Below are 21,742 nucleotides of genomic sequence, written 5' to 3'. Positions count from 1 at the left end.
GCCATGACCAAGATATTGAGCGTTGAAAATGTCGAGCTCTACTACGACCACATCTACGCGCTGAAAGGCGTTTCGATCGACGTCGCGGAGGGCGAAACCGTCGCGCTGATCGGCGCGAACGGGGCGGGCAAGTCCTCGATCCTCAGGGCGATCACCGGGCTTCGGCCCATCAAGTCCGGCCAGATCAACTATGAGGGCCAGCGGCTCGACGGAACGTCCGCCGCCGAGGTGGTGCGCAAGGGCATCTCCATGGTGCCGGAGGGCCGGCGCGCCTTCCCACTGATGTCGGTGAAGGACAACCTGCTGATGGGGGCGTTCACCCGCACCGACAAGGCGGAAATCGAGCAGACGCTGGAAAACGTGCTGACGCGCTTTCCACGGTTGCGCGAGCGCTATAACCAGCAGGCGAACACCATGTCCGGCGGCGAGCAGCAGATGATGGTGATCGGCCGCGCACTGATGGCCAAGCCCAAGCTCCTGCTTCTGGACGAACCGTCCCTCGGCATCGCGCCGAAACTGGTGCAGGACATTGCCCGCGCCATCGTCGCCATCAGCCGCGACGAGAAGGTGTCCATCCTCCTCGTCGAGCAAAACAGCCGCATGGCGCTCTCCATCTCCAACCGCGCTTACGCGCTTTCCACCGGGTCGATCGCATTGTCAGGCAATTCCAAGGACCTGATGAACGACGACCGCATCAAGGCTGCCTACCTCGGAGGCGAACTCTGACATGAAAATCCTCGTCATCAATCCCAACACCACCGCATCGATGACGGAACACATCGGCAAGGCGGCGCGCGCCGCCGCCTCTGCCGGAACCGAAATCACCGCCGTCAATCCGGTCCATGGTCCGGTCTCCATCGAGGGCTATTTCGACGAGGCGATGAGCCTCGCCGGCCTTCTCGACACGATCCGCCGCAACCCGGATTGCGACGCCGTCGTCATCGCCTGTTTCGACGATACGGGCCTCGACGCTGCGCGCTGCCTCACCGACAAGCCGGTGATCGGCATCGGCGAGGCCGCCTATCACTTCGCCTCGATGATCTCGAACAAGTTTTCCGTCGTGACCACGCTTGCCCGTTCGGTTCCGGCGCTGGAGCACAACCTCTCCCGCTACGGCCTCGACACCCGCTGTGCGCGCGTCCGCTCCTCCGAGGTGGCGGTGCTGGAACTGGAACTGCCGGGCTCCAACGCCCGCCACAAGATCAGCGCCGAGATCGGCCTTGCCATCAGCGAGGACCGGGCCGAGGCGATCGTGCTCGGCTGCGCCGGCATGGCAAGCCTCGCCGCCGACCTGGCCACGGAACACGGCCTGCCCGTGCTCGACGGCGTATCCTGTGCGGTAAAACTTGCCGAAGCCATGGCAGGCCTCAGCATCCGCACCTCCCGTCTCGGCGGCTATGCGCCGCCGCCCGCCAACAAGCTCGATGGCGCTTTCCGCACCGGAGTTTGAGGGACCAGCCGAAACAACAGGACAAGCGACCAGTGCCGGCAGGTATCTGGTCGCACCGCTTCGGCCATTCTTGGCCATAGCCCGCCACACCCGACGTCCATCGAGTGCACGGCGGGCGGCCCGATCATCATGGACGGCGCCCATCTCGAAGCCGGCCCCGTCGATTCGGGGCATGTCAGCGATTCTATCCCGACCAGCTTCCGGGGTGTGATGTCCCGTTGGGGCGAAGACCAGGCGGCCTGTCGCCTGCGGCACGGAAAACTCTGGAAAACCGGGATTTCGAGGCCGTCCAGCGCCCCTTCCGCACCCCAAAATTCAGCTTCAGGCAAGCCCCCTTTCGTATCGATGCATTGCCGGATTGTGGAGACATCCGGCCAGTGCCCTGCGCGCGGCTGCCGAACACAGCCGGATTTTTCGGGAAGCATTGCGATCTTTCATTAGGGATTTGCCATATGACGTCTGTCGTTTCCTCCTTGAGCATCAGCCAGATCAAGCAGCTTTCCACGGCGGCGATCGCAGACTGGACGACAAAAGATGTCGCCGCCCTTTCCACCGGTCAGCTCGCTGCCTTCTCCTCCAAGCAGGTCGCGGCACTGGAAGTGGAAGATATCGAGACGCTCAGCACGAAACAGCTGAGCGCCATTTCGCAGACAGCCATCATCGGCCTGTCGCTCGACCAGCTCGGCGCCCTCGACAAGTTCGCCATCGAAAGCCTGACCCAGAACCAGGTCGGCGCCCTCACCGCCGGGCAGATCGGCGCCTTGAACGAGGAGCAGGTGGAAGCGTTCACCTCTTCCCAGGTCAAGGTTTTGAGCGTCGCCCAGCTTGCCGCCATCTCTCCGGACGAACTGGCCACGTTTTCGACCGAGGATATGGCCGCGATCAGCTACAAGGCCGTTCAGGCTCTGAGCACGGCAGCCATCAAGGCGCTGTCGCCCGAGCAGATCGGATCGCTGAACAGCCTCGCCATTGCCGGTTTCACGCTGCCGCAGACCACCGCGCTGACACCGGAACAGATCGCCGGCATGACGACGGCGCAGATTGCCATGCTCAAGCCGGCGCAGATAGCAGCACTCAGCACGGATGCGATCGCCGCCTTCTCCACGGTGCAGATTCCCGCACTCACCACCAGCGCGATCACCGGCCTGACGGCGACCCAGATCAGCGCGATGAGCACCGACCAGATCGAGGCGATGTCGTCCAACCAGATCAAGGTCGTCACCGCGCAGCAGCTTGCGGCGATGGGCGCCGATGACGTCGCCACCTTCTCGACGGGCGACATTGCCGCGATCAGCGGCAAGGCCCTGCCGGGCCTCGGCACGGCGGCAATCGCTGCACTCTCGGCCGAACAGATCACCGCTCTCAGCCCGAAGACGATCGCGGCCCTGACGACCGCCCAGATCACGGCCTTTGGCCCGGGGCAGATCGAGGGACTTACCACCGCGCAGATCCGCGCGATGACTGCGGCGCAGTTCGCCGTCATGGATTCCCGGGACATCGCCGCATTTTCCGAGGAGAATATCGCCGCCATCACCGCCAAGGCGCTCAAGGGCTTCGGCACCGGCGCCATGGCGGCGCTTCTGCCCGGCCAGATCGAGGCCCTGAACAGCAGCCAGATCAATGCGCTGGAGCCATGGCAGGTCGCCGCCCTCGGTACTGGTGGCATCAGCTCCCTGTCGACCCAGCAGGTCGTGGCTCTCAGCAGCGCCGCGGTCGCGGGCCTGACAACGGCGCAGATCGCCGCCATGAGCATGGATCAGGTCGAGGCGTTCTCGCCTTTGCAGGTCAAGGCGCTGAGTGGCGCGCAACTCGCGGTGCTTGACGGCGACACCATCTCGACATTCTCCACGTTGGATATCGCAGCGCTGAGCGCCAGTGCCGTTGCCGGCCTCAGCACCAGCGCCATTGCCGGGCTCACACCCGCCCAGATCACGGCGCTCAATGCCAGGGCGATCCCCGGACTCTCGGCCACCCAGATCGGCATCCTCAATGCCGACCAGGTCGAAGCCTTCACGATCACGCAGATCAAGGCATTCAGCGAAACCCAGGTTGCCGCCTTCGATCCCTATGCCTTCGAAGCGTTTTCGGGCGACGAGATTGCCGCAATTCCGGTCAGCGCCATTTCGGGCCTGAATTCCGCCTCCATCGCCGCCTTCACCACAGAGCAGATCGCCGCCCTGACGCCAAGCCAGATCGGCGTTCTCAAGCCCTGGCATATCGCAGCGCTCAGCGTGGAGCAGGTCGAGGCGCTTACGCCGGCACAGATCCGCTACATGACCATCTCGCAGCTTTCCGCCATCGAACCGGACAGCCTTGCCACCTTCTCCACCGCCGACATTGCCGCGCTCAGCAACCGGGCGGTCGCAGGCCTCAGCACGAGTGCGATCGCAGCGCTGTCCGCCGACCAGGTCGCGGCCTTCAGCACCAGCGCCATTGCCAGCCTCACCATCACGCAGATGGCCGTCTTCGATGCCGACCAGATCGAAGCCTTCACGCCGATGCAAATCCGCGTCATGAGCGCGGCGCAGATCTCGTCGCTGGACGAGGACGGCCTCGCCGCGCTGACGCCGACACAGATCGCCGCGATCGACGGCAAGGCCCTGGCCGCTCTCGGCACCGCAGCCATTGCCGCACTGTCCACCGATCAGATCGCAGCGCTCAGCACCAGCGCCATCGCCAGCCTCACGACCAAGCAGTTCGCAGCGCTCGATGCGGACCAGATCGAGGCGCTGTCGCCGGCCCAGGTGAAGGTCCTGAGCTCCGCTCAACTCGGCGCGATCGGGGTTGCGGGCCTCGCCACCTTCTCCACCGCGGATATCGCGGCCATCAGCCACAAGGCAATTCCTGGCCTCAGCAGCGATGCTTTCGCATCCCTGACGAGCGCACAGATCGCCGCGCTCTCTCCCCTGCAAATCGGTGCCCTGCAGACCAAGCAACTGGCCAGCATGGATCCGGACTTCTTTGCGTCCCTCACCACCGACCAGATCGCGGCCCTCAGCAGCGGTGCGATTGCCGGGCTGACTATTGACCAGATCGATGCGTTGAGCACAGCTCAGATCGAGGCCCTGACACCCGCTCAGGTCAAGGCTCTCAGCTCGACGCAGCTTGCCGCGTTCGACGCAAACGACATCGCCACCTTCTCGACCGCGGATATCGCCGCGATCACCAACAAGGCCATTGCGGGCCTCGACGAAGCCGCCGTATCTCGACTGTCCACGGACCAAGCGGCTGCACTCAGCCGCAATGCACTCGCCGGCATGACCGCCGACCAGATCGAGGCCCTGTCGACCGCGCAGATCGCCGCCTTGACCACGGCCCAGGTCAGCGCGCTCACCGCCACGCAGGTTGCAGCACTCGAGCCGGGCGACATTGCCGCACTCTCTTCCGCCCAGATCGCGGCACTCACCAACAGGGCCATCGCCGGGCTTGGGCTCGAAACCGTGACGTCGCTATCGTCGGCGCAACTCGCCGCCATCAGCAGCAGCGCACTTTCCGGCTTCACGACCGCCCAGATCGAGGCCCTGAGCTCCGCACAGGTCAGCCAGCTTTCCACCAGCCAGTTGAAGGCCCTGACGCCGACGCAGATCGCCGCGCTGGAAGACGATATCCAGGCTCTCTCCACAGCGCAGATCGCCAGCCTCAGCTCCGCCACCATCGGTGGCCTCAGCACCAGCCAGGTCCGGGCCCTTACCGCCGAGCAGATTTCCGCCTTCACGACGGCCCAGCTCGGGGCCTTGGGTGCCGGTCAGGTCGCGGCTCTCAGCGAAAGCGATCTCGCCTCGTTCTCGACGGCGCAGATTGCCGCCCTCAGCGCATCCGGCATTTCCGGCCTGACCGACGACCAGATCGAGGCGCTCAACCTCAACCAGATCGGCGCGTTGACCAGCCGGCAGATGTCCGCGCTCACCTCGGGGCAAATCGAGGCCTTCGGAACGGACAAGATAGCAGCCCTTTCCACCGCTCAGATCGCAGCCCTCAACGCAGCCAGCATCGCTGGCCTCACCTCCCAGCAACTGGCGGTGCTCAGCACCAGCCAGGCGGAAGCGCTGACCAGCGCCCAGGTCGGCTCCCTCACCTCCGAACAGCTGCACGAACTGGGTACGGACGACATTGCGACCTTCTCCACGAAGGATATCGCGATGATCAGCGCCAGCGCGATCGCCGGCCTTTCGACGGCGACCATCGCCTCGCTCTCGACCGCCCAGATCGCGGCCCTCAGCGGTTCCGCCATCGCCGCCATGACGGCCCGGCAGTTGCAGGCTTTGAGCACCGCGCAGGCCGAAGCCCTGACCTCCAACCAGGTCGCCGCCCTCAATTCGACACAGCTCGCCGCCCTCACCCCGGAGGACATCGCGACCTTCTCCACAAAGGACCTTGCGGCTATCTCCTCCGACGCGATCGGCGGCCTGTCCACAAGTGCGATCGCGGCACTCTCAACGGCGCAGATCGCCTCCCTCAGCGCTGGCGGCATCAGCGGGCTCACCACCCGGCAAATCGCAGCGCTCGGAACAGCACAGGCCGAAGCACTGAGCAGCACCCAGATCGCTGCTCTCAATTCCGATCAGCTTGCGGCCTTCGGCGCCGACGATATCGCGACGTTCTCGACCAGGGAAATCGCGTCCATCAACGCCGGCGCGATTGGTGGCCTCTCCACAGCGGCCATCGCCTCGCTCTCCAGCACACAGGTGGCAGCGCTAAGCACATCGGCCATCGGTGCGCTCGAGACGAAGCAGATCAAGGCGCTGACCAGCGACCAGCTCGACGCGCTGACGCCGGCACAGGTCCGTGCGCTCGATGCCCGGCAGATCGCCATCCTCGGGCCGTCCTATATCGCCTCGCTCACGACCGCGCAGATTGCCGCCCTCAGCACGGCCGCGATATCCGGCTTGACGACGGACCAAATCGTCGCGCTCAGCACCGCGCAGGCCGAAGCCCTCACCAGCAGCCAGATCGCCGCCCTCAGCTCCCGGCAGATATCGGCCCTCAATTCGGACCAGATCGACACCTTCTCGGTCTCCGACATGGGAGCGATCAGCGCCAGCGCCATGGCCGGCCTGTCCACCGCCACGCTCGCCTCGCTCACCACCAGCCAGATCGCGGCGATCGGCCCTGCCGGGCTTTCCGGCATGACGAGCAGCCAGATCGCGGCCCTCACCACCGATCAGGTCTCGGCCCTGACGACGGCGCAGATCGCAGCGCTCGGATCGCGGCAGATCGCAGCGCTCGGAACGGAGGACATTGCAGCGCTCTCGCCGAACCAGATCGCCGCCATGAGCGCGACCGGCGTCGCGGGCCTCACCTCGACCCAGATCGCCGCCCTGTCGCTGTCGCAGGCCGAAGCACTGACCAGCACGCAGGTCGCGGCGCTGAATTCGTCGCAGATTTCCGCCTTCAGCGTCGCCAATCTGGAAACCTTCACCGCCCGTGAAATGGGCGCCATCACGTCGGGCGCAGTCGCCGGTCTTTCGACGGCGACCATCGCCTCCCTCACCACGGCGCAGATCGCCGCGATCAATGTCGCCGGGATGACAAGCGCGCAGGTGGACGCCCTCAGCACCACCCAGCTGGAAGCATTGACGACAGCACAGCTCGCCGCCTTCGGCTCCACGCAGATCGGTGCACTCAGCACGGCCGACATCGCGGCCCTCTCGCTCGGCCAGATCGCGGCCCTGGGCTCGGGCGCCATTGCGGCCCTCAGCACCGACCAGATCGCAGCGCTCAGCCCCGATCAGGCGGAGGCCCTGACCAGCACGCAGGTCGGCGCCCTGGGTTCGCGGCAGATCGCGGCCTTCGGCGTAGATGATCTCGAACGGTTCTCCACCGCCGATCTCGCGGCGATCAGCTCCCGCGGAATTGCGGGCCTGTCGGCCGCGACGATCGCCACATTGACGACGGCACAGATTGCCGCCCTCAGCGCCGACGGCGTATCGGGGCTTTCGAGCGATCAGATCGCGGCCCTCAATGCCGATCAGGTCGAAGCGCTGACCAGCACGCAGATCGGCGCGATGAGTGCCAAGCAACTGGCGGCACTAACGGCGGAGGATTTCGCGCTCTTCTCGCTGCCCGAGCTCGCCGCCATCAGCTCGCTTGCGATCTCCGGCCTTTCCGTCACGGTCGTTGCCGGGCTTTCGCCGGATCAGATCGCAGCACTCAGCGGCAGCAGCGTCGCGGGCCTGACGACGGCACAGGTCGCGGCCCTGACGTCGCAGCAGGTCGCCGCCCTCTCCACGGCCCAGATCAGTGCGCTCAGCTCGCGGCAGGTTGCCGCTCTGGATGCGCAGGACGTCGCCGCCCTCACGCCCCAGCAGATCGCGGCCCTGAGTGCGAGCGGCGTCGCCGGCCTCACCAGCAGCCAGGTCTCGGGCCTCAATCTCGAACAGGTCGAGGCGCTCTCGGCCGCACAGGTCGGCGCGCTGAGCTCGTCCGCGCTTGCCGGCCTGTCGACGCAGGCGCTCGACACCTTCACCTTCGAGAAACTGGCGGCCATTAGCTCCAGCGCCATCCGAGGCCTGCCGGCAGGCTATCTGGCGACCCTGTCGGAGGCTGAAATCGGCGCACTCGGCACCGGCAGCATCGCAGGGCTGAGCAGCAATCAGGTGGCAGCGCTCACCGTCCAGCAACTCGAAGCCTTCAGCACGGGCCAGATCGCAGCGCTCAGCCCATCCGGCATTGCCGGATTGACGGCCGCGCATATGGCTACCATTTCGATCGAGGAACTCGGCGTCATCAGCTCCTCGGCGATCAAGGGGCTGTCGTCGGCAGCCATCGGCACGCTGTCGTCCGATGCGATCGCTTCGCTGTCGACCGGCCAGGTCGCGTCCCTCACCTACGGCCAGATGGCCGCATTCGGGGCAACGCAGATCGCAGCACTCTCGCCGGAGCAGGTTGGCGCGCTCACCGCAACCCAGGCCGCGGCGCTCGGTCCGGACGATCTCGCGAGCTTCTCGGTGGAAGACCTCATCTCGCTGACGTCGGGCGCTCTCTCCGGCCTCAGCACGGCAGCCCTCGCCGGCCTCAGCGTCGAGCAGGCACAGGCCTTTACACCGGGCCAGCTCGCCTCGATGACGTCGTCGCAGGTCAATGCCTTGCCGCTGAACGGCGCCGGCGGCGCATCCGCCATGGCCTTAGCGGGAGATGACGACCTCTCGGATCTCCTCTCTTCGCTGACGGTGTAATCCCAAACAGATAACCCCGCCGGAACACATCCGGCGGGATCGCACCGTTAAAGCGACACCTTAACGGCTGCCGACAAGCATTCGGTAATGCGCCTGATCTATAACGACCGCGAGCACCGGCACGCCACCTGTGATGAACAGCCCGATGCCGGCGCCGACTGACTAAGGCAATGGATGTCGGCCTCGCTTGGCGCCGTAACATGGAGCTCACACAGCCCATGCTTGCCTTCCGCTCCTATTTCCAACAGGCCTTCCACCTGCCGGAACGCTAAAACTCCCGCATCGAAACAAGGACATGAACATGAACGAACAGACCGCGACGCGCCTGATGGCCCTGCGCCAGCGCATGAACGACACGGGCACCGGCCTCGTCGCCATAGCACCAGGCTCGCACATGGACTGGGTGCTGGGCTTCCATCCGCATCCCGATGAGCGTCCCTGCCTGCTGCTGATCGCCCCGGAGAATGAAACCTTCCTGATGCCGGCGCTGAATGCCGAGGGAACGCGCGCGTTCACCGATATCGGCTTCCATACGTGGGCGGATGACGAAGGCCCGGTCGAGGCCCTGCGGGCGGCGCTTGCAGCGATCGGCGCGGAAGCCCCCGGCCTTGTCACCCTCGACGAAACCATGCGCGCCGACTTTGCCCTGCTGCTTCTCGACGCTCTGCCCACAGGCACCCGCCGCGACTTCACGCCCGCCACGCTTGGCGGCCTGCGCATGCGCAAGGACAGCGCGGAATATGCCAAGCTGAAAATGAATGCCGGCATTGCCGACCGGGCCATGCAGGCGGCGTTTTCGGCGGTCAAACCGGGCATGACCGAGAAAGACCTTGCCGCCGAGATCCGCGCACACTTCTCGTCGGAAGGCGCCTCGCCGCAGTTCTGGATCGTCGGCGCCGGCGGCAATGGCGCTTTTCCGCACCATTCGGCCAGCGACCGGGTGATCGAGGAGGGTGACGCCGTGGTCATCGACATCGGCGGCCGCAAGCAGGGTTTTCCCTCCGATATCACTCGCATGGCCGTGATCGGCCTGCCGCCGGAAGGTTATGGAGAAATCCACACGATCGTCGAGAAGGCCGTGCAGGCGGCGCTCAAGGCCGCACGGCCCGGCGTGCCGGCGTGTGACGTCGATGCAGCCGCCCGCAAGGTGATCACGGATGCCGGCTATGGCGACTACTTCGTGCACCGCACCGGCCACGGCATGGGCATCGATGGCCATGAGCCGCCCTACATTACCGCGACCTCCGATACCGTCCTCGAGGAAGGCATGGTCTTCTCGATCGAGCCCGGCATCTACCTGCCCGGCCGCTTCGGCATCCGCCTGGAAGACATCGTAATCCTGCGCGAGAACGGCCCGGAAATCCTCTCCTCGCTGCCGCGCACGGTGCATGTCGTGCAGGTTTGAATGATGGGTAGACGCGGGCGGCACCATCCGGTGCCGCTCCCTCATCCCCCTTGCAGAACGGCGAGCGCCCTTGCGTGCAGTGTCGAATTTGCCGCCGCGATGATGCCGCCACCACCTTCAGCAGGGCCGCCGTCCCAATCCGTCACCATGCCGCCTGCCTGCTCGATGATCGGGATGAGGGCAACAATGTCATACGGTTGCAGGCCTGCCTCCACCACCAAGTCGATCTGGCCAGCGGCGAGCATGCAATAGGCATAACAATCCGTGCCGTAGCGCGAAAGGCGGACTTGCCGCTCCAGGCGGTCGAAGGCGGCTCGTCGTTCCGGCTCGAAGATCGAAGGCGTCGTGGTGCAGAGCGTCGCCTCAGACAGGTCCGTGGTCGCGCGCGTTGAAAGCCGCGCCTTGCCGTGCGGGCCTTCGTAATGCGTGCCCTCGCCCGTCGCGTAAAACAGTTCACCGATGAAGGGTTGAGCCACCATGCCGGCGATGGCGTCACCATCCTGCTTCAAGCCGACCAGCGTGCCCCAGAGCGGAATGCCGGAAATGAAGGAACGCGTCCCGTCGATCGGGTCGACGACCCAGATATGGCGCGCGTCGGCGCCTTCCGCACCGAACTCTTCGCCGAGAATGCCGTGCTCGGGAAACTCCGCCCGGATCAGCGCCCGGATCGCCTTTTCGGTCTCGCGATCCGCCTCGGTGACGGGATCGAAGCCGCTGACGAGCTTGTTGCTGACAAGGCCTGGCAAGCGGAAACGCGGCAGCGCTTCCCGCGCGGCAACGCCCGCAATTCGGCGCATGAAATCGGGCGAAATCAGCACGGCATCTCCTCCCAATTCCTAAACCGCCTTCAGCCATTCCGGCCAGCGCGGATCGTTCATCACGAAGCGCGCCCGCATGTGCTTCCAGAAGCCATATTTGAAGAAATCGAAGTCGAGGCGGGAAACCTCGTTCTGCACCATGGCCCAGGTCGACCATTTCAGGTCGACGAGTGCCTTGAACAGGGAGACCCGCGCCAGCACGGCCTGGTCGGCGCGGCCGTAATATTCCTCGATCAGCTCCGCCTCGACCGCTGGTGAAAAGCACATCTCGCTGAACCACAGGGCAAGTTCGGCGGCGCGGTCATTGGTCGAGGCATATTCGAAATCGACCAGCATAACCCGGCTGTCGGCATAAAGCAGGAAATTGCCGGCGAGTGTGTCGTTCATGCAGGGAGCGAGATCGAGCCCCGACGCTTCCAGCGCAGCCCGCGCCTCCCGATAGCGGGCGTTGAGCCAACCGAAATCCGTCGGGAATTCGCCGCCCAGCATCAGCACCTGCTGGAAATGCTCGTCGATCATGTCGAAGGTGGTCTTGCGCTCGGAAAGGGGCGCACTGTCGTTGAAGGCTTTGAGGGCGCGCAGGCCATTGAAGCGGACGACCGGGTCGAGAAAATCGGCATTGGTCGAGGTTCTGAGCCCATCGACGAATTCGCTGACCTCGATCCCAGTTTCCGGAAAGAAATCGACGATGCGGGCGCCGACACCCGCGGCATGCGCCTTGCGGCCCGCCTCGTTGGCCGTCCGGCGATCGATGAACATCTCCGTGCCCTCACCGGGGATCTTCACGAAGAAACTGTGCGGCGCGCCGCCGACATGGACACGCCAGTTCGGATTGCTGATGCCGCCGGGCACGGGTTCGTAGACGATTTCCCGTCCCTGCCAGTCGGTCACGACGGCGATGGCGCGCTCGATCGCCTGCTCCGCCAGAGATACGCCTTCACCCAACCTGCGCCGCATCGCCCCCTCCATCAGACTTTCCTGAGCCACGTCTCAAAGTGCGGGCCCTCGACGACGGTCCGCGCCCGCAACAGCCGCCACTCGGCATATTTGAAGAACTCGACATGCTTGCGCGGCGAGCGCGCGGCGCTGATGAAGCCCCAGAGCGCCCACATCAGATCATCCGCCGCACCATAAAGGCGCGCCCGCGCAAGCATCCGCGCATCCGCTTTGCCTGTTGCGATCTCGATCGCCAGCAGCGCCTCGCCATCGAAGGGCAGCAATTCGGCCAGAACCGTACCAAGATCGTGCGCTGGATCGGCCTGACGCGCCCATTCGAAATCGACGAGCCGAACCGTATTGCCGGGTCCTACCATGACGTTGGACGAGGCGCCGTCCGAATGGCAGGGGACCGTATCGATACCCGCGGCGGCAATGGCCGCAGCAATCTGCACGGCAGCCGCCGCGACGGTGAGAACGGGTGCGGGCAGGATCACGTCCGGCGCATCGGCCAATCGGCGATAGTCTGCAACAAGGTCGAAAACGCTACGTGTTTCCGAAAGAGGTGCGGCTTTATTGAAGGCCCGCTTTGCCATGAGCAGGTTTTCCAAGATCGCCGGGCGGCGCAGGACATCGATATGCCCCCACGCCCATTCCGCGCCCAGCGCCTCGAAGACCAGGATTCCGCTTGCCAGATCCGCATGGAGAAGGCGTGGCGCGATGTCGAGTTCGCCCGCCTTGCCGCTCGCCTCCGCCACATGTTCCGGCGTGATGAACGCGGCCATGTCGTCGTGCCGGCGTTTCACGAAAACCGGGTCCGAACCTTCTCCGGTCGCGAGGCAGCAATGGTTCTCAACGGCTCGGTGAATGGGCGAGACAACGCCGCCGATCGGGGGCGAGAGCGCCGCACCGGGCAAGCCGGCCGCCGCGAGTGCCGCGTGCATCGCTTCGTCAAGCTGCATGGAACCCTCCTTGCACAAGGCGCCGCAGCACCGCCGTCAGCACCGCGAGACCGGCCTGCACATCCTCCGGATGTGTCAACTCGTCCGGATGATGCGCAACCCCGCCTACGCTTGGAATGAAGATCAGCGCCGAGGGAATCCCGCTGTTTTGCAAGGCGACGGCGTCGTGCCCGGCAACCGAGCGCATGATGAGCGGCTCGAAACCGCAGGACCGCGCCGTCTCGCCGACGACCGCCATGAGGTGGCTCGCCATGCCCGCGGGGGGCCTCAGTGCATCGGCTGCGATCTCCAGCCTTGTCCCCGTGCAGGCAGCGGCCGTGCTGAAGGCTGCAAGCACGGCGTCTCCCGCCCTGTCCAGTTCGGCAACGTCAAGACCGCGCAACTCGAACCAGACGGTCGCCCGCTCGACCACGACATTCGGCGAGTTCGGCTCGACGACAAGGCGCGCAGCGGAGCGATGAAGATGAGGGTGGTTTGCCGCAATGATCGCCTCAAACGCGGCAATACCCTGGGCAGCGGCCAGAAGTGCATCGCGCCGGTCGACCATCGGCGTTGGGCCGGTATGGGCAGCACGGCCGATCCAGGTGACCGTCATCTTGCGCGCGGCCCAGGTGCCTTCGATCACACCGATCCGGCGATTGGCTTCGGTGAGCGTTCGGCCTTGCTCGACATGCAGTTCGACATAGGCTTCGGGGCGTGGCGGAATGTGTCCCGTCTTGCCGTCCACGCCAATTGCGGCGAGCGCATCGCCAAGCGGAATCCCGGCACCATCGACAAGTGCGAGCGCATCGGCAAGCGGCAAGGCACCGGAGAAGACGCTGCTGCCGGTCAGGCTCGGCTGGTAGCGCGCGCCTTCCTCGTTCGTCCAGTTGACGACCGCAAGATTGTGGGTCGGGCGCGTGCGGCCGGCCCGCACCTCGGCATCGAGATCAAGCGCCGCACAACCCGCAGCGAGCACACCGAGCGTGCCGTCGAAGCGGCCGCCGCGCGGTTGCGTGTCAAGATGCGAGCCGGCGAAGATCCAGGGGGAACCTTCGCCGGCCCAGTCGAAACACGCGAACTGATTGCCGACGGCGTCCTGCACGATGCGTGCGCCGCCTTGCGCCATCCACGTGGCGAAAAAGGCGCGTGCCGTGCCATCCTCCGCGCTGGCCGCAAGCCGCGTCACACCTTCACCGGGGCGTGCGCCGATCGCGGACATCCGATCGAAGATCGCCGTCAGATCAGCGCCGGGCATAGTCACCGTGTTATCCATGGATGACCTCCAGCTCTTCCCGGCGAACCGCACTGGCAATATCTTCCGGCGGCGGCCGTTCGGTCACGAGCGTATGGACGCGGCCGAAGGGAGCCGTGATGACATTACCGACCTTGCCGAACTTGGAGTGGTCGGCGAGCATCACGCTTCGCGACGTCTGTTTCAGCAGCACCTGGCGGATGCGAGCTTCGTCCTCCTCGAAATCCATGAAGCCGTAGTCGGCATTGACCGCCGCAGCGCCCATGAACACCATGTCGAAATGGAACTGCTGGATATAGGCGATCGTGTCGTAGCCCACGAGATCCTGCTCCACCGGGCGCAGATGCCCCGGCGTCATCAGCACCTGCACGCCAAAATGCTCGCAGGCGGCCTGCGCGATGCGCAGCGAATTGGTGTAGAGCCGGAGCTTCTTGAAGCCGACGAGCCGGCGGGCGAGCGCCAGCGTCGTCGTACCCGTATCCAGGAAGATGACGCAATCGTCGCTGATGATATTGCGCGCCAGGCCGGCGACCGCATCCTTCTCCAGTGCATGCAGCTTGATGCGTTCGGTAATCGGCGTGTCGGCTGTACGGCCCGCCGGAATGGCGCCGCCATGTACGCGCCGCACGGCGCCTTCGGCTTCCAGATCCTTCAGGTCGCGGCGGATTGTTTCGCCCGAAACACCGAACTCCGCCGAAAGCTCGAGCACACTGACCCGCTGGTCGCGGTCGAGCCGTTCCAGGATCACTTCCTTGCGGACTTCACTCGACATTCGCGACTTCCTCTTCATGCGGTGCCATATGCCGGTGCAGGCAGGCGGCGTAGTTGTCGCCGGCTAGGGAAAGCAGCGGCGGGTCGGTTTTCTCACAATCTCTCTCGGCACGCGGGCAACGCGAGCGGAACGAACAGCCGAGGGGCAGGTCGATCGGGCTCGGCGGCTCGCCGTCCAGCAGATAGCGAGGACGCGGAAAACGGTTGTCCTCCAGCGTCGGCATGGCGCTCAAAAGCGCCCGCGTATAGGGGTGATGCGGGTGTTCGAACAGGGTGGTGTTGTCGGCGAGTTCCACGATACGTCCGAGATACATGACTGCGATACGGTGGCACATCCGGCGCACGAGCGCGAGATCGTGCGAGATGAACACATAGGAAAATCCGTGTGTGGCCTGAAGCCGCGTGAACAGGTCGAGGAGCTCGGCCTGCTCCACCTGGTCGAGCGCCGACAGGGTCTCGTCGAGGATCAGCAGACGCGGCTTCAGCACGAGCGCGCGGGCGATGTTGATGCGCTGGCGCTGGCCGGCGCTGAGGCCGACCGGCAGCCGTTCGGCAAGCTCGGCATCAAGGCCCACTTCCGCCATCGCTTCCTGCGCCCGCCGCGCCGCCTCCGTCCGGTCGATGCCATGGATCAGCAGCGGCTCCTCGATCATGCGCCGGAGCGGCATGCCGGCCGGCAGCGAGCCATAGGGGTCCTGCAGAAGAAGCTGGAACGATTTGCGCATCTCCGTCAGCGAGCGGGCGGAGAGATGCGACAGGTCCTTGCCGAGGAAGGCGATGCGTCCGCCATCCGGTTGCTCCAGCCAAGCGAGAAGGCGGGTGAGGGTCGACTTGCCGCAGCCGCTTTCGCCGACGATTCCGAAATTCTCGCCGGCCTTCACCGTGAAGGAGACATCGCGCACCGCCTTCACTTCGTTATAAGCGTTGAAGGAACCGCGCCGGCGTACAAGATAGGTGCGCAGGACATTGTCGACCGTCAGGACAGGCTCGCCCGTGGTTGCCACCGGCGCCGTCACGTCCCGCCAGATCGGCGGAATGCGGGACAGCAGGGTCTGTGTGTAGGTTTGCTGCGGGTTCGTGGCGAGGTCCGCCGTCCGCCCCTCTTCGACGATGCGGCCGCGCTGCATGACCAGCGTGCGTTCCGCAATCTGCGCCACCACCGGTAGCGACGAGGAGATGAACAGGAAGGCCGTGTCGAGGCTCTGTCGCAGATTGTCGATCAGCCGGATGATCTGCGCTGCAACCGTTACGTCGAGCGGCTGCGTGATGTTATCGGCGATGACCAGCGACGGATCGGAGGCGAGCGCATCGACGATCATCACCCGCTGCATCATGCCGCCGGAGAACTGGAACGGCGCCTCGTGAAAACGGGCGCTTGGCGATGGGATGCGCACGCGGCCGAGCAGGTCGAGCACCTTTTCCCGCGCCTCCGTCCGCCCGATTCCCGGCTGCACGCAACGCAGTTTTTCGACGATCTGGTTGCCGATCGGCAGGCGGGGATCGAGCGAGCCCATCGGGTTCGCGCCAATGAAACCGATCCGGTTGCCGCGCACCGAGGCAAGGCCGCGCGGATTGAGGGTGAGGATATCCCTGCCCTCGAAGACGACCTTGCCGCCGGCAATGTCGAGCGGCGGGGCGATGGCCCGGACCAGGGCGCGGGCGAGCACTGACTTGCCGGAACCTGCCTCGCCGACGAGGCCGAGCACCTCGCCGCGCGCCAGCGAAAAGCTCACATTGTCGACGATCCGACGTTTGCGATCTTCGCGCTTCAGGTCGACGCTCAGGTTGGAGACGGCAAGAATGGGGTCGGTCATCATGCCTCTCCTCTCAGGACAGCGTTGCGGGCACGCTCCAGCGCGGAGCCCATCAGGTTGAGGCAGGTGAGCGAGACCAGCATGAAGAGGCCCGGCATGGTGGCGATCCACCAGGCATTGAGCAGGTATTTGCGCGCATCGGCGATGACGTTGCCGAAGGTCGGCGTCGGGGGCTGCACACCGAGGCCGAGGAAGCCGAGGATCGCTTCGAAGATCATCATGCGGGCGATATCCAGCACGGCGACGAAGGCGATCGGCGGCAGCACGACGGGCGCGACGAAGAGCAGCATGATGCGGAGATCCGATGCGCCAAGCACCCGTTCGCCGAGCACATAACCGCGATTGCGTTCGCCGAGCGCTACGGATCGGGCGACGCGGGCATAAAGCGGCCAGCCAGAGAGGCCGAGCACGAGAATGATCGCCGGCACCGTCGGGCGGGAGACGCCGAGAATGGTGATGGCGAGGATGATCATCGGGATCGACAGCTGCGCATCGGTGAGCCGCATGATGACGGCATCGACCCAGCCGCCGCGGAGGCCGGCATAGAGGCCGAGGCTGCACCCGACGACGAACATCAGGACGACCGTGGTGATGCCGATCATCAGCGAGTAGCGAAGGCCGACCAGACAGCGCAGCAGGACATCACGCCCCAATTGGTCCGTGCCGAGCAGATAGGGCCATTTCCAGCCTTCTGCGGGGAACGGCGGCAGCAGCTTGGAACTGTATGCGATCTTGGTCGGGTCGATCGAGCTGACCAGCGGCAGGAAGATCGCCAGCATGACCAGCAGGCCGAAGCCGATGAAGCCGATGCGGAAATCCGTGCGCGCTGAGGCGATCTGAAGCATGCGACGGGTCGGGGTAACGCCGCGTTTTGCGACAGGGAGTGGCACGGCGGCCTCTTGGACGATATCGGCCATGTCAGTACTCCAGTCTCGGATCGATGGTCATCGCGATCAGGTCGACGAGCACGTTGATCATCACGAACATCACGGAAATGAAGATCGCGATGCCCTGGATCAGCGGGAAGTCGCGTTGCAGCACGGCGTTGATCGTCAGCAGGCCGAGGCCCGGATAGTCGAAGATGAATTCGATGACCAGAACCCCGCCCAGCAACATGCCGAGCTGCACGCCGAGCAGGTTGATCAGCGGGATCGCCGAATTGCCGAGCGCATGATGCAGGATCGTGCGGCTGCGGCTCAAACCCCGGATTGGCGCAAGCTGGATGAAATCCTCCCGCATCACCTGCGCCACCGAGACGGTGAGCGTGCGCAGGATGAACGGCACGATCTCCACCGCCAGCACGATCGCCGGCAGGATCGTGTAGCTGAAACCGCGATAGCCGATGGCCGGCAGCAGTTTCAGTTTCACGGACAGCAGCAGCGTCAGCACGATGCCGAGCCAGAAATTCGGCGTCGATACGCAGATGGAGCCGATCGCCAATGCCAGTTTGTCCGGCCAGCGCCCCGGGTAGAGGCCACCCAACGTGCCGAGCGGCACGGCCACGAGCAAGGCGAGCGCCAGCGCCACGGCCGCAAGCTGGAGCGTCATCGGCAAGGTGCCGAGGATGAGGTCCAGCACCTTGGCACGCTCCTCGCGGGTCGCATCGTCGAAGGACGCGCCACCGAGGCTGGCGCCACTCTTCGGCCGGACGAAGGACGTGCCGAGATCGCCGGTGACGATGTCGCCGAGATAGGACACGAACTGCATCGGAATGGGCCGGTCGAGGCCGAGTTCCTTGGCCTTCATCGCCACCACCTCGTCGGGCGCCATGCCGCCGACGATGAGGCGTGCCGGATCGCCCGGCACCACACGCAGGAGCGTGAAGATGATGAAGGTCACAAGCAGAATGATGAGGGCTCCCTGCAGGAGCCGTCTCAACAGGAACGACAGGACGAACATGCGGTTTCCCTTGACACTGATCGGTATGGAAGCGGCCGCCTTCAATGGCGGCCGCAGCTTGCCATCAGGCGAGGGTCGACTTCGCCGCGTCCATCATGCCGTTCGGGTAGAAGTACATGCCATCCAGCCCGTCGCGCATGGCGTGGATGAAGACCGAGGTGAACAGCGACAGTGCCGGCACCTTGTCGGCCAGCATCGGCATGACCTCGTTCTGGATCACCGCCTTGCGCGCCGCCGGGTCGAGTGTATTGCGCTCCTTGTCGAGCACCGCGTCCAGATCCTTGTCGTCGATGCCACAGATACGCTTCGAGCTCGAATGGAAGTGCGTGCGCAGCACGAGGTCCGGCTCCGGCGAGCCCGTCGACCAGCCGCAGTCGATCATGTGGCCCGGTCCGCCGCCCGGCCGGTCGTAGAGCCGCTCGTTCCAGGCCGCGACCTCCATGACGTTGAGCTTCACGGGGAAACCCTGTTCCTGGAGCATCGCCGTGATGACCTCGCCATATTCCTTGGTCTTTGGATAGAAGCCAACCGAGGTGATATATTCGAGTTCCGGCAGGCCCTCGCCCTTCGGGAAGCCGGCCTCGGCGAGCAGCCGCTGGCTTTCCTCCGGATTGTATTCCGGATAGTTCGGCGTATCGACATAGCCGAACTTCACCGGCGAGATCCACGCCTTGGAGGCATGGCCCGAGACGCCGAGAATGTCGAGCAGCACGGCGCGGTCGATGGCATGGGCTGCCGCCTTGCGCACGCGCGGATCGTTGAAGGGCGGCTTGGAGCAACGGAACCAGAGATATTTGTTCTCGACGGATACCGCCTTGTTCAGCTTGAAGCCGCCGGTCTCCTCGATCGTCTGGACCTGCTCGGCCTCGAGGCGTTCGATGAGGTCGGCCTCGCCGTTCAGCAGGGCGAGCGTGCGGGTGGTCGCGTCACCCACGAAGCTGAAATTGATGCCCGGAAGGGTGGGTTTGCCGAGATAGAAGCCGTCGAAGGCCTCGAGCACCGTCGTGTTGCCCTCCTGGCGCGCGAACTTGAAGGCGCCGGTGCCGTTCGGGCGCGACGACAGCATCTTGGGGTCCGCGACGTCCTTGGCCGACATGATCGGCAGGAAGGCCGAGAGGAACCAGAAGAGGCTCGCCGGGTATCCACCCTTGTCGGTCTTGATGCGGGCGACGTGGTCGCTCACCACCTCGACCTCGCAGATGCCGGGATACCAGGCCGCCGGTCGGTCGGGCTGGCTGGCATATTCGTAAGTCGCCTTGACGTCTTCGGCCGTGAATGGCTTGCCGTCGTGGAAGGTCACGCCTTCGCGCAGCGTGAATTCCAGCGTGTGCTCGTCGATGAGCTTCATCTCGGTCGCCAGTTCCATCACCAGCTCGTCCGGCTTGTCCGGCCGCATCGGCGCGCGGGTGAGATAGCCGAACACGAAGCTTTCCAGATTGATCTGGGCAAGCGTCGTGTGGGAGGACGGGTCCCAGTTGCCGGTCAGGTTTTCCGCCGACATGAAGTTGAGGGCCTTGCCCTCGGCAGCATGCGCCGGATCGACGAAAAAGGCGGTATTGAGCACCGGCAGGCCGACGGCAACGCCAGCAAGCGCCGAGCTTTTTAGAAATGCTCTCCTGTTGAATTCCATGACGATATCTCCGCAGTTGGGTTGCTGGGTGTTCCCCACCCCGCTTTGTCGCCAGCACTGACAAGCGGAGGTATTTTTTCTTTGAAAACGTGATCTTCAGCCTGCTGGCAGAACGCCATGACAAGCGCATCGGCATGACGGCGGCCCACGACTTGCAGGCCGACCGGAAGGCCGTTCACCGTCAGGCCGCAGGGCAGCGAAGCCGCCGGGTTGCCGGACAGGTTGAAGGGATAGGTAAAGGGCGTCCAACCGGTCCAGGCGAGGGCCTTGGACGGTGACGAAAACCCTTCGGGCGTTTCGCGATCGGCCGCAAACGGCTCGATGGGAAGGGTCGGCAGGAGAAGAAGGTCGACCTCCTCGAACAGCGCATGCACGCTGCCAGCAAACTCCGCCCGCGCTTTCATCGCCGAAAGATAATCGGCAAGATCATACTGCGCGGACGCCTCAATGAGACCGCGAAAACCGCTGCCGAAATTGGCCCTGTCCGACTGCGCGCCATAGGCGACACCGCGACCGGCAACCCAGAGTGTTTCGAAAATCCGGATCGGATCGTCCCAGTCGGGCGCGACGGGATGAATGTCGAGCCGCAGCTCCTGCGCGATCGTCTCCACCGCCCCGCGCACGACCCGGCCAATGTCTGGCGCGACATCAAAGCCGAACAGGCTCGGCGCAAAACCGATGCGCAGCCGCCTCGGCAATTCGGCGCCGAGGTAACGGACACCGTCGTCGGGCAGTGCCAGATGGTCGCGCGGGTCCGGTCCCTTGGCAATGTCGAACAGCAGTGCGCTGTCCCTGGCCGAAAGGCTCATCGGGCCGGCATGGGACAGCATTTCCGTCGCGCTCCACGGCCAGGCCGGCACGCGCCCCAGCGAGCCCTTCATGGCGAAGACGCCACAGAAGGCCGCCGGGATGCGCACGGACCCGCCGCCGTCGGACCCCAGGGTGAAGGGGACCATACGGGCGGCGAGCGCCGCGCCGGAACCCGAACTCGAGCCGCCACTCGTCAGTTCGGGGTTCCAGGGATTGCGGGTCGGGCCGTAGAACTCGGAGTGACCGGAGCCGGACCAGCCCATCTCCGTGGTGGTCGTCTTGCCGATCATGATCGATCCGGCGTCGATCATCCGCTGGACGATCGGCGCCGTCGCCTTGGGAGCGAAATCCTTGTAGGCGGCTGAGCCGCGCTGGCAGACATGGCCGGCGACGAAGAACAGGTCCTTCACACCCATCGGAATGCCGTGCAGCGGGCCGCGGAAACAGCCTTCCGCAGCCTCCCGGTCGCAGGCCCGTGCCTCTTCCAGCGCCTCTTCTGCAAAAACCTGGCTGAAGGCGTTGACGATCGGGTTCAGGCGCTCGATGCGCGCCAGGCATTCGCGCACCAGAGCCTCGGACGAGAGGCTACGGGAAGCAATTGCCGACCTGAGTGCAAGAACCGAAAAATCCACGACCTTCATCTCCACTTGTGTGGATTTATGTTGTTTTTGTGGAAATTGTCAATACACACAAATCAGCATTATTTCACGCACCAAACTCGCGCCAAGGCTGCATCAGGCGCGCGGAAAGAGCGTGCGGCCCCGCCTGTTCCGCGGCGAAAACGCCAGATTCCCCATGGATGCTCCGTTGGATTTGTGGAAATCGGAAGAATCGGGCG

14 protein-coding genes are annotated in these 21,742 nt (G+C 64.9%); 4 read left to right on the top strand and 10 right to left on the bottom strand.

Annotated features, from left to right (window positions below):
* The first annotated feature begins 3 nt into the window (after positions 1–3).
* The 4 genes from GR138_RS15440 (at position 4) to GR138_RS15420 (ending at position 10,030) form a co-directional block, all read left to right on the top strand.
* On the top strand, positions 4–726 hold the full coding sequence (locus GR138_RS15440) for an ABC transporter ATP-binding protein (protein WP_160860130.1): 723 nt from the start codon (positions 4–6) through the stop codon (positions 724–726).
* A gap of 1 nt (position 727) precedes the next feature.
* Entirely contained in the window at positions 728–1,450 is a 723-nt protein-coding gene (locus GR138_RS15435; protein ID WP_160860129.1) for an aspartate/glutamate racemase family protein, read from the top strand.
* A 452-nt stretch (positions 1,451–1,902) separates the two neighbouring features.
* A complete protein-coding gene (locus tag GR138_RS15430) occupies positions 1,903–8,625 on the top strand; it encodes a hypothetical protein (RefSeq protein WP_160860128.1) in 6,723 nt (2,240 codons plus the stop codon).
* Between the two features lie 301 nt (positions 8,626–8,926).
* Positions 8,927–10,030 carry a M24 family metallopeptidase gene (locus GR138_RS15420; RefSeq protein ID WP_160860127.1) on the top strand — a complete coding sequence of 368 codons (1,104 nt, stop codon included), beginning with the start codon at positions 8,927–8,929 and terminating at the stop codon, positions 10,028–10,030.
* 41 nt (positions 10,031–10,071) lie between these two features.
* Here GR138_RS15420 and hisN read toward each other — a convergent pair whose 3' ends face one another.
* From hisN to GR138_RS15370, 10 genes are all read right to left on the bottom strand, one after another.
* Positions 10,072–10,848 (bottom strand): histidinol-phosphatase, encoded by a 777-nt coding sequence (gene hisN, locus GR138_RS15415; RefSeq protein WP_160860126.1) that lies wholly within the window; start codon positions 10,846–10,848, stop codon positions 10,072–10,074.
* A gap of 18 nt (positions 10,849–10,866) precedes the next feature.
* Complete coding sequence (locus GR138_RS15410; protein ID WP_160860125.1) at positions 10,867–11,805, bottom strand: choline/ethanolamine kinase family protein; 939 nt, start codon at positions 11,803–11,805, stop codon at positions 10,867–10,869.
* Positions 11,806–11,816: 11 nt separating this feature from the next.
* The gene (locus GR138_RS15405) at positions 11,817–12,746 is read right to left on the bottom strand and encodes a phosphotransferase (RefSeq protein ID WP_160860124.1); all 930 of its coding nucleotides are present in this window, start codon (positions 12,744–12,746) and stop codon (positions 11,817–11,819) included.
* Positions 12,736–14,001 carry a Zn-dependent hydrolase gene (locus GR138_RS15400; RefSeq protein WP_160860123.1) on the bottom strand — a complete coding sequence of 422 codons (1,266 nt, stop codon included), beginning with the start codon at positions 13,999–14,001 and terminating at the stop codon, positions 12,736–12,738. Before GR138_RS15400 ends, GR138_RS15405 begins: the two co-directional genes overlap by 11 nt.
* On the bottom strand, positions 13,994–14,752 hold the full coding sequence (locus GR138_RS15395) for a DeoR/GlpR family DNA-binding transcription regulator (protein WP_160860122.1): 759 nt from the start codon (positions 14,750–14,752) through the stop codon (positions 13,994–13,996). Before GR138_RS15395 ends, GR138_RS15400 begins: the two co-directional genes overlap by 8 nt.
* Positions 14,742–16,568 (bottom strand): dipeptide ABC transporter ATP-binding protein, encoded by a 1,827-nt coding sequence (locus tag GR138_RS15390; protein WP_420853653.1) that lies wholly within the window; start codon positions 16,566–16,568, stop codon positions 14,742–14,744. The genes GR138_RS15395 and GR138_RS15390 overlap by 11 nt, the downstream gene beginning before the upstream one ends.
* Positions 16,565–17,482: an ABC transporter permease gene (locus GR138_RS15385; RefSeq protein ID WP_160860120.1), complete on the bottom strand. Its 918-nt coding sequence runs from the start codon at positions 17,480–17,482 to the stop codon at positions 16,565–16,567. Before GR138_RS15385 ends, GR138_RS15390 begins: the two co-directional genes overlap by 4 nt.
* Position 17,483: 1 nt before the next feature.
* Complete coding sequence (locus GR138_RS15380) at positions 17,484–18,464, bottom strand: ABC transporter permease (protein ID WP_160860119.1); 981 nt, start codon at positions 18,462–18,464, stop codon at positions 17,484–17,486.
* A 64-nt stretch (positions 18,465–18,528) separates the two neighbouring features.
* Positions 18,529–20,094 carry an ABC transporter substrate-binding protein gene (locus GR138_RS15375; protein WP_160860118.1) on the bottom strand — a complete coding sequence of 522 codons (1,566 nt, stop codon included), beginning with the start codon at positions 20,092–20,094 and terminating at the stop codon, positions 18,529–18,531.
* Positions 20,067–21,536 carry an amidase family protein gene (locus GR138_RS15370; RefSeq protein ID WP_202402661.1) on the bottom strand — a complete coding sequence of 490 codons (1,470 nt, stop codon included), beginning with the start codon at positions 21,534–21,536 and terminating at the stop codon, positions 20,067–20,069. Before GR138_RS15370 ends, GR138_RS15375 begins: the two co-directional genes overlap by 28 nt.
* Positions 21,537–21,742: the final 206 nt, after the last annotated feature.

This window comes from Shinella kummerowiae (assembly GCF_009827055.1).
GTDB classification, from domain to species: Bacteria; Pseudomonadota; Alphaproteobacteria; order Rhizobiales; family Rhizobiaceae; genus Shinella; species Shinella kummerowiae.
This window is presented reverse-complemented; position numbering and strand designations above follow the sequence as displayed.

What these genes read in the sequence shown, in the direction of transcription:
- GR138_RS15440 (WP_160860130.1), top strand. Translation starts at nt 4, where the DNA reads ATGACCAAGATATTGAGCGTTGAAAATGTCGAGCTCTACTACGACCAC.
- GR138_RS15435 (WP_160860129.1), top strand. Translation starts at nt 728, where the DNA reads ATGAAAATCCTCGTCATCAATCCCAACACCACCGCATCGATGACGGAA.
- GR138_RS15430 (WP_160860128.1), top strand. Translation starts at nt 1,903, where the DNA reads ATGACGTCTGTCGTTTCCTCCTTGAGCATCAGCCAGATCAAGCAGCTT.
- GR138_RS15420 (WP_160860127.1), top strand. Translation starts at nt 8,927, where the DNA reads ATGAACGAACAGACCGCGACGCGCCTGATGGCCCTGCGCCAGCGCATG.
- GR138_RS15410 (WP_160860125.1), bottom strand. Translation starts at nt 11,805, where the DNA reads ATGCGGCGCAGGTTGGGTGAAGGCGTATCTCTGGCGGAGCAGGCGATC.
- GR138_RS15405 (WP_160860124.1), bottom strand. Translation starts at nt 12,746, where the DNA reads ATGCAGCTTGACGAAGCGATGCACGCGGCACTCGCGGCGGCCGGCTTG.
- GR138_RS15400 (WP_160860123.1), bottom strand. Translation starts at nt 14,001, where the DNA reads ATGGATAACACGGTGACTATGCCCGGCGCTGATCTGACGGCGATCTTC.
- GR138_RS15395 (WP_160860122.1), bottom strand. Translation starts at nt 14,752, where the DNA reads ATGTCGAGTGAAGTCCGCAAGGAAGTGATCCTGGAACGGCTCGACCGC.
- GR138_RS15390 (WP_420853653.1), bottom strand. Translation starts at nt 16,568, where the DNA reads ATGATGACCGACCCCATTCTTGCCGTCTCCAACCTGAGCGTCGACCTG.
- GR138_RS15385 (WP_160860120.1), bottom strand. Translation starts at nt 17,482, where the DNA reads ATGGCCGATATCGTCCAAGAGGCCGCCGTGCCACTCCCTGTCGCAAAA.
- GR138_RS15380 (WP_160860119.1), bottom strand. Translation starts at nt 18,464, where the DNA reads ATGTTCGTCCTGTCGTTCCTGTTGAGACGGCTCCTGCAGGGAGCCCTC.
- GR138_RS15375 (WP_160860118.1), bottom strand. Translation starts at nt 20,094, where the DNA reads ATGGAATTCAACAGGAGAGCATTTCTAAAAAGCTCGGCGCTTGCTGGC.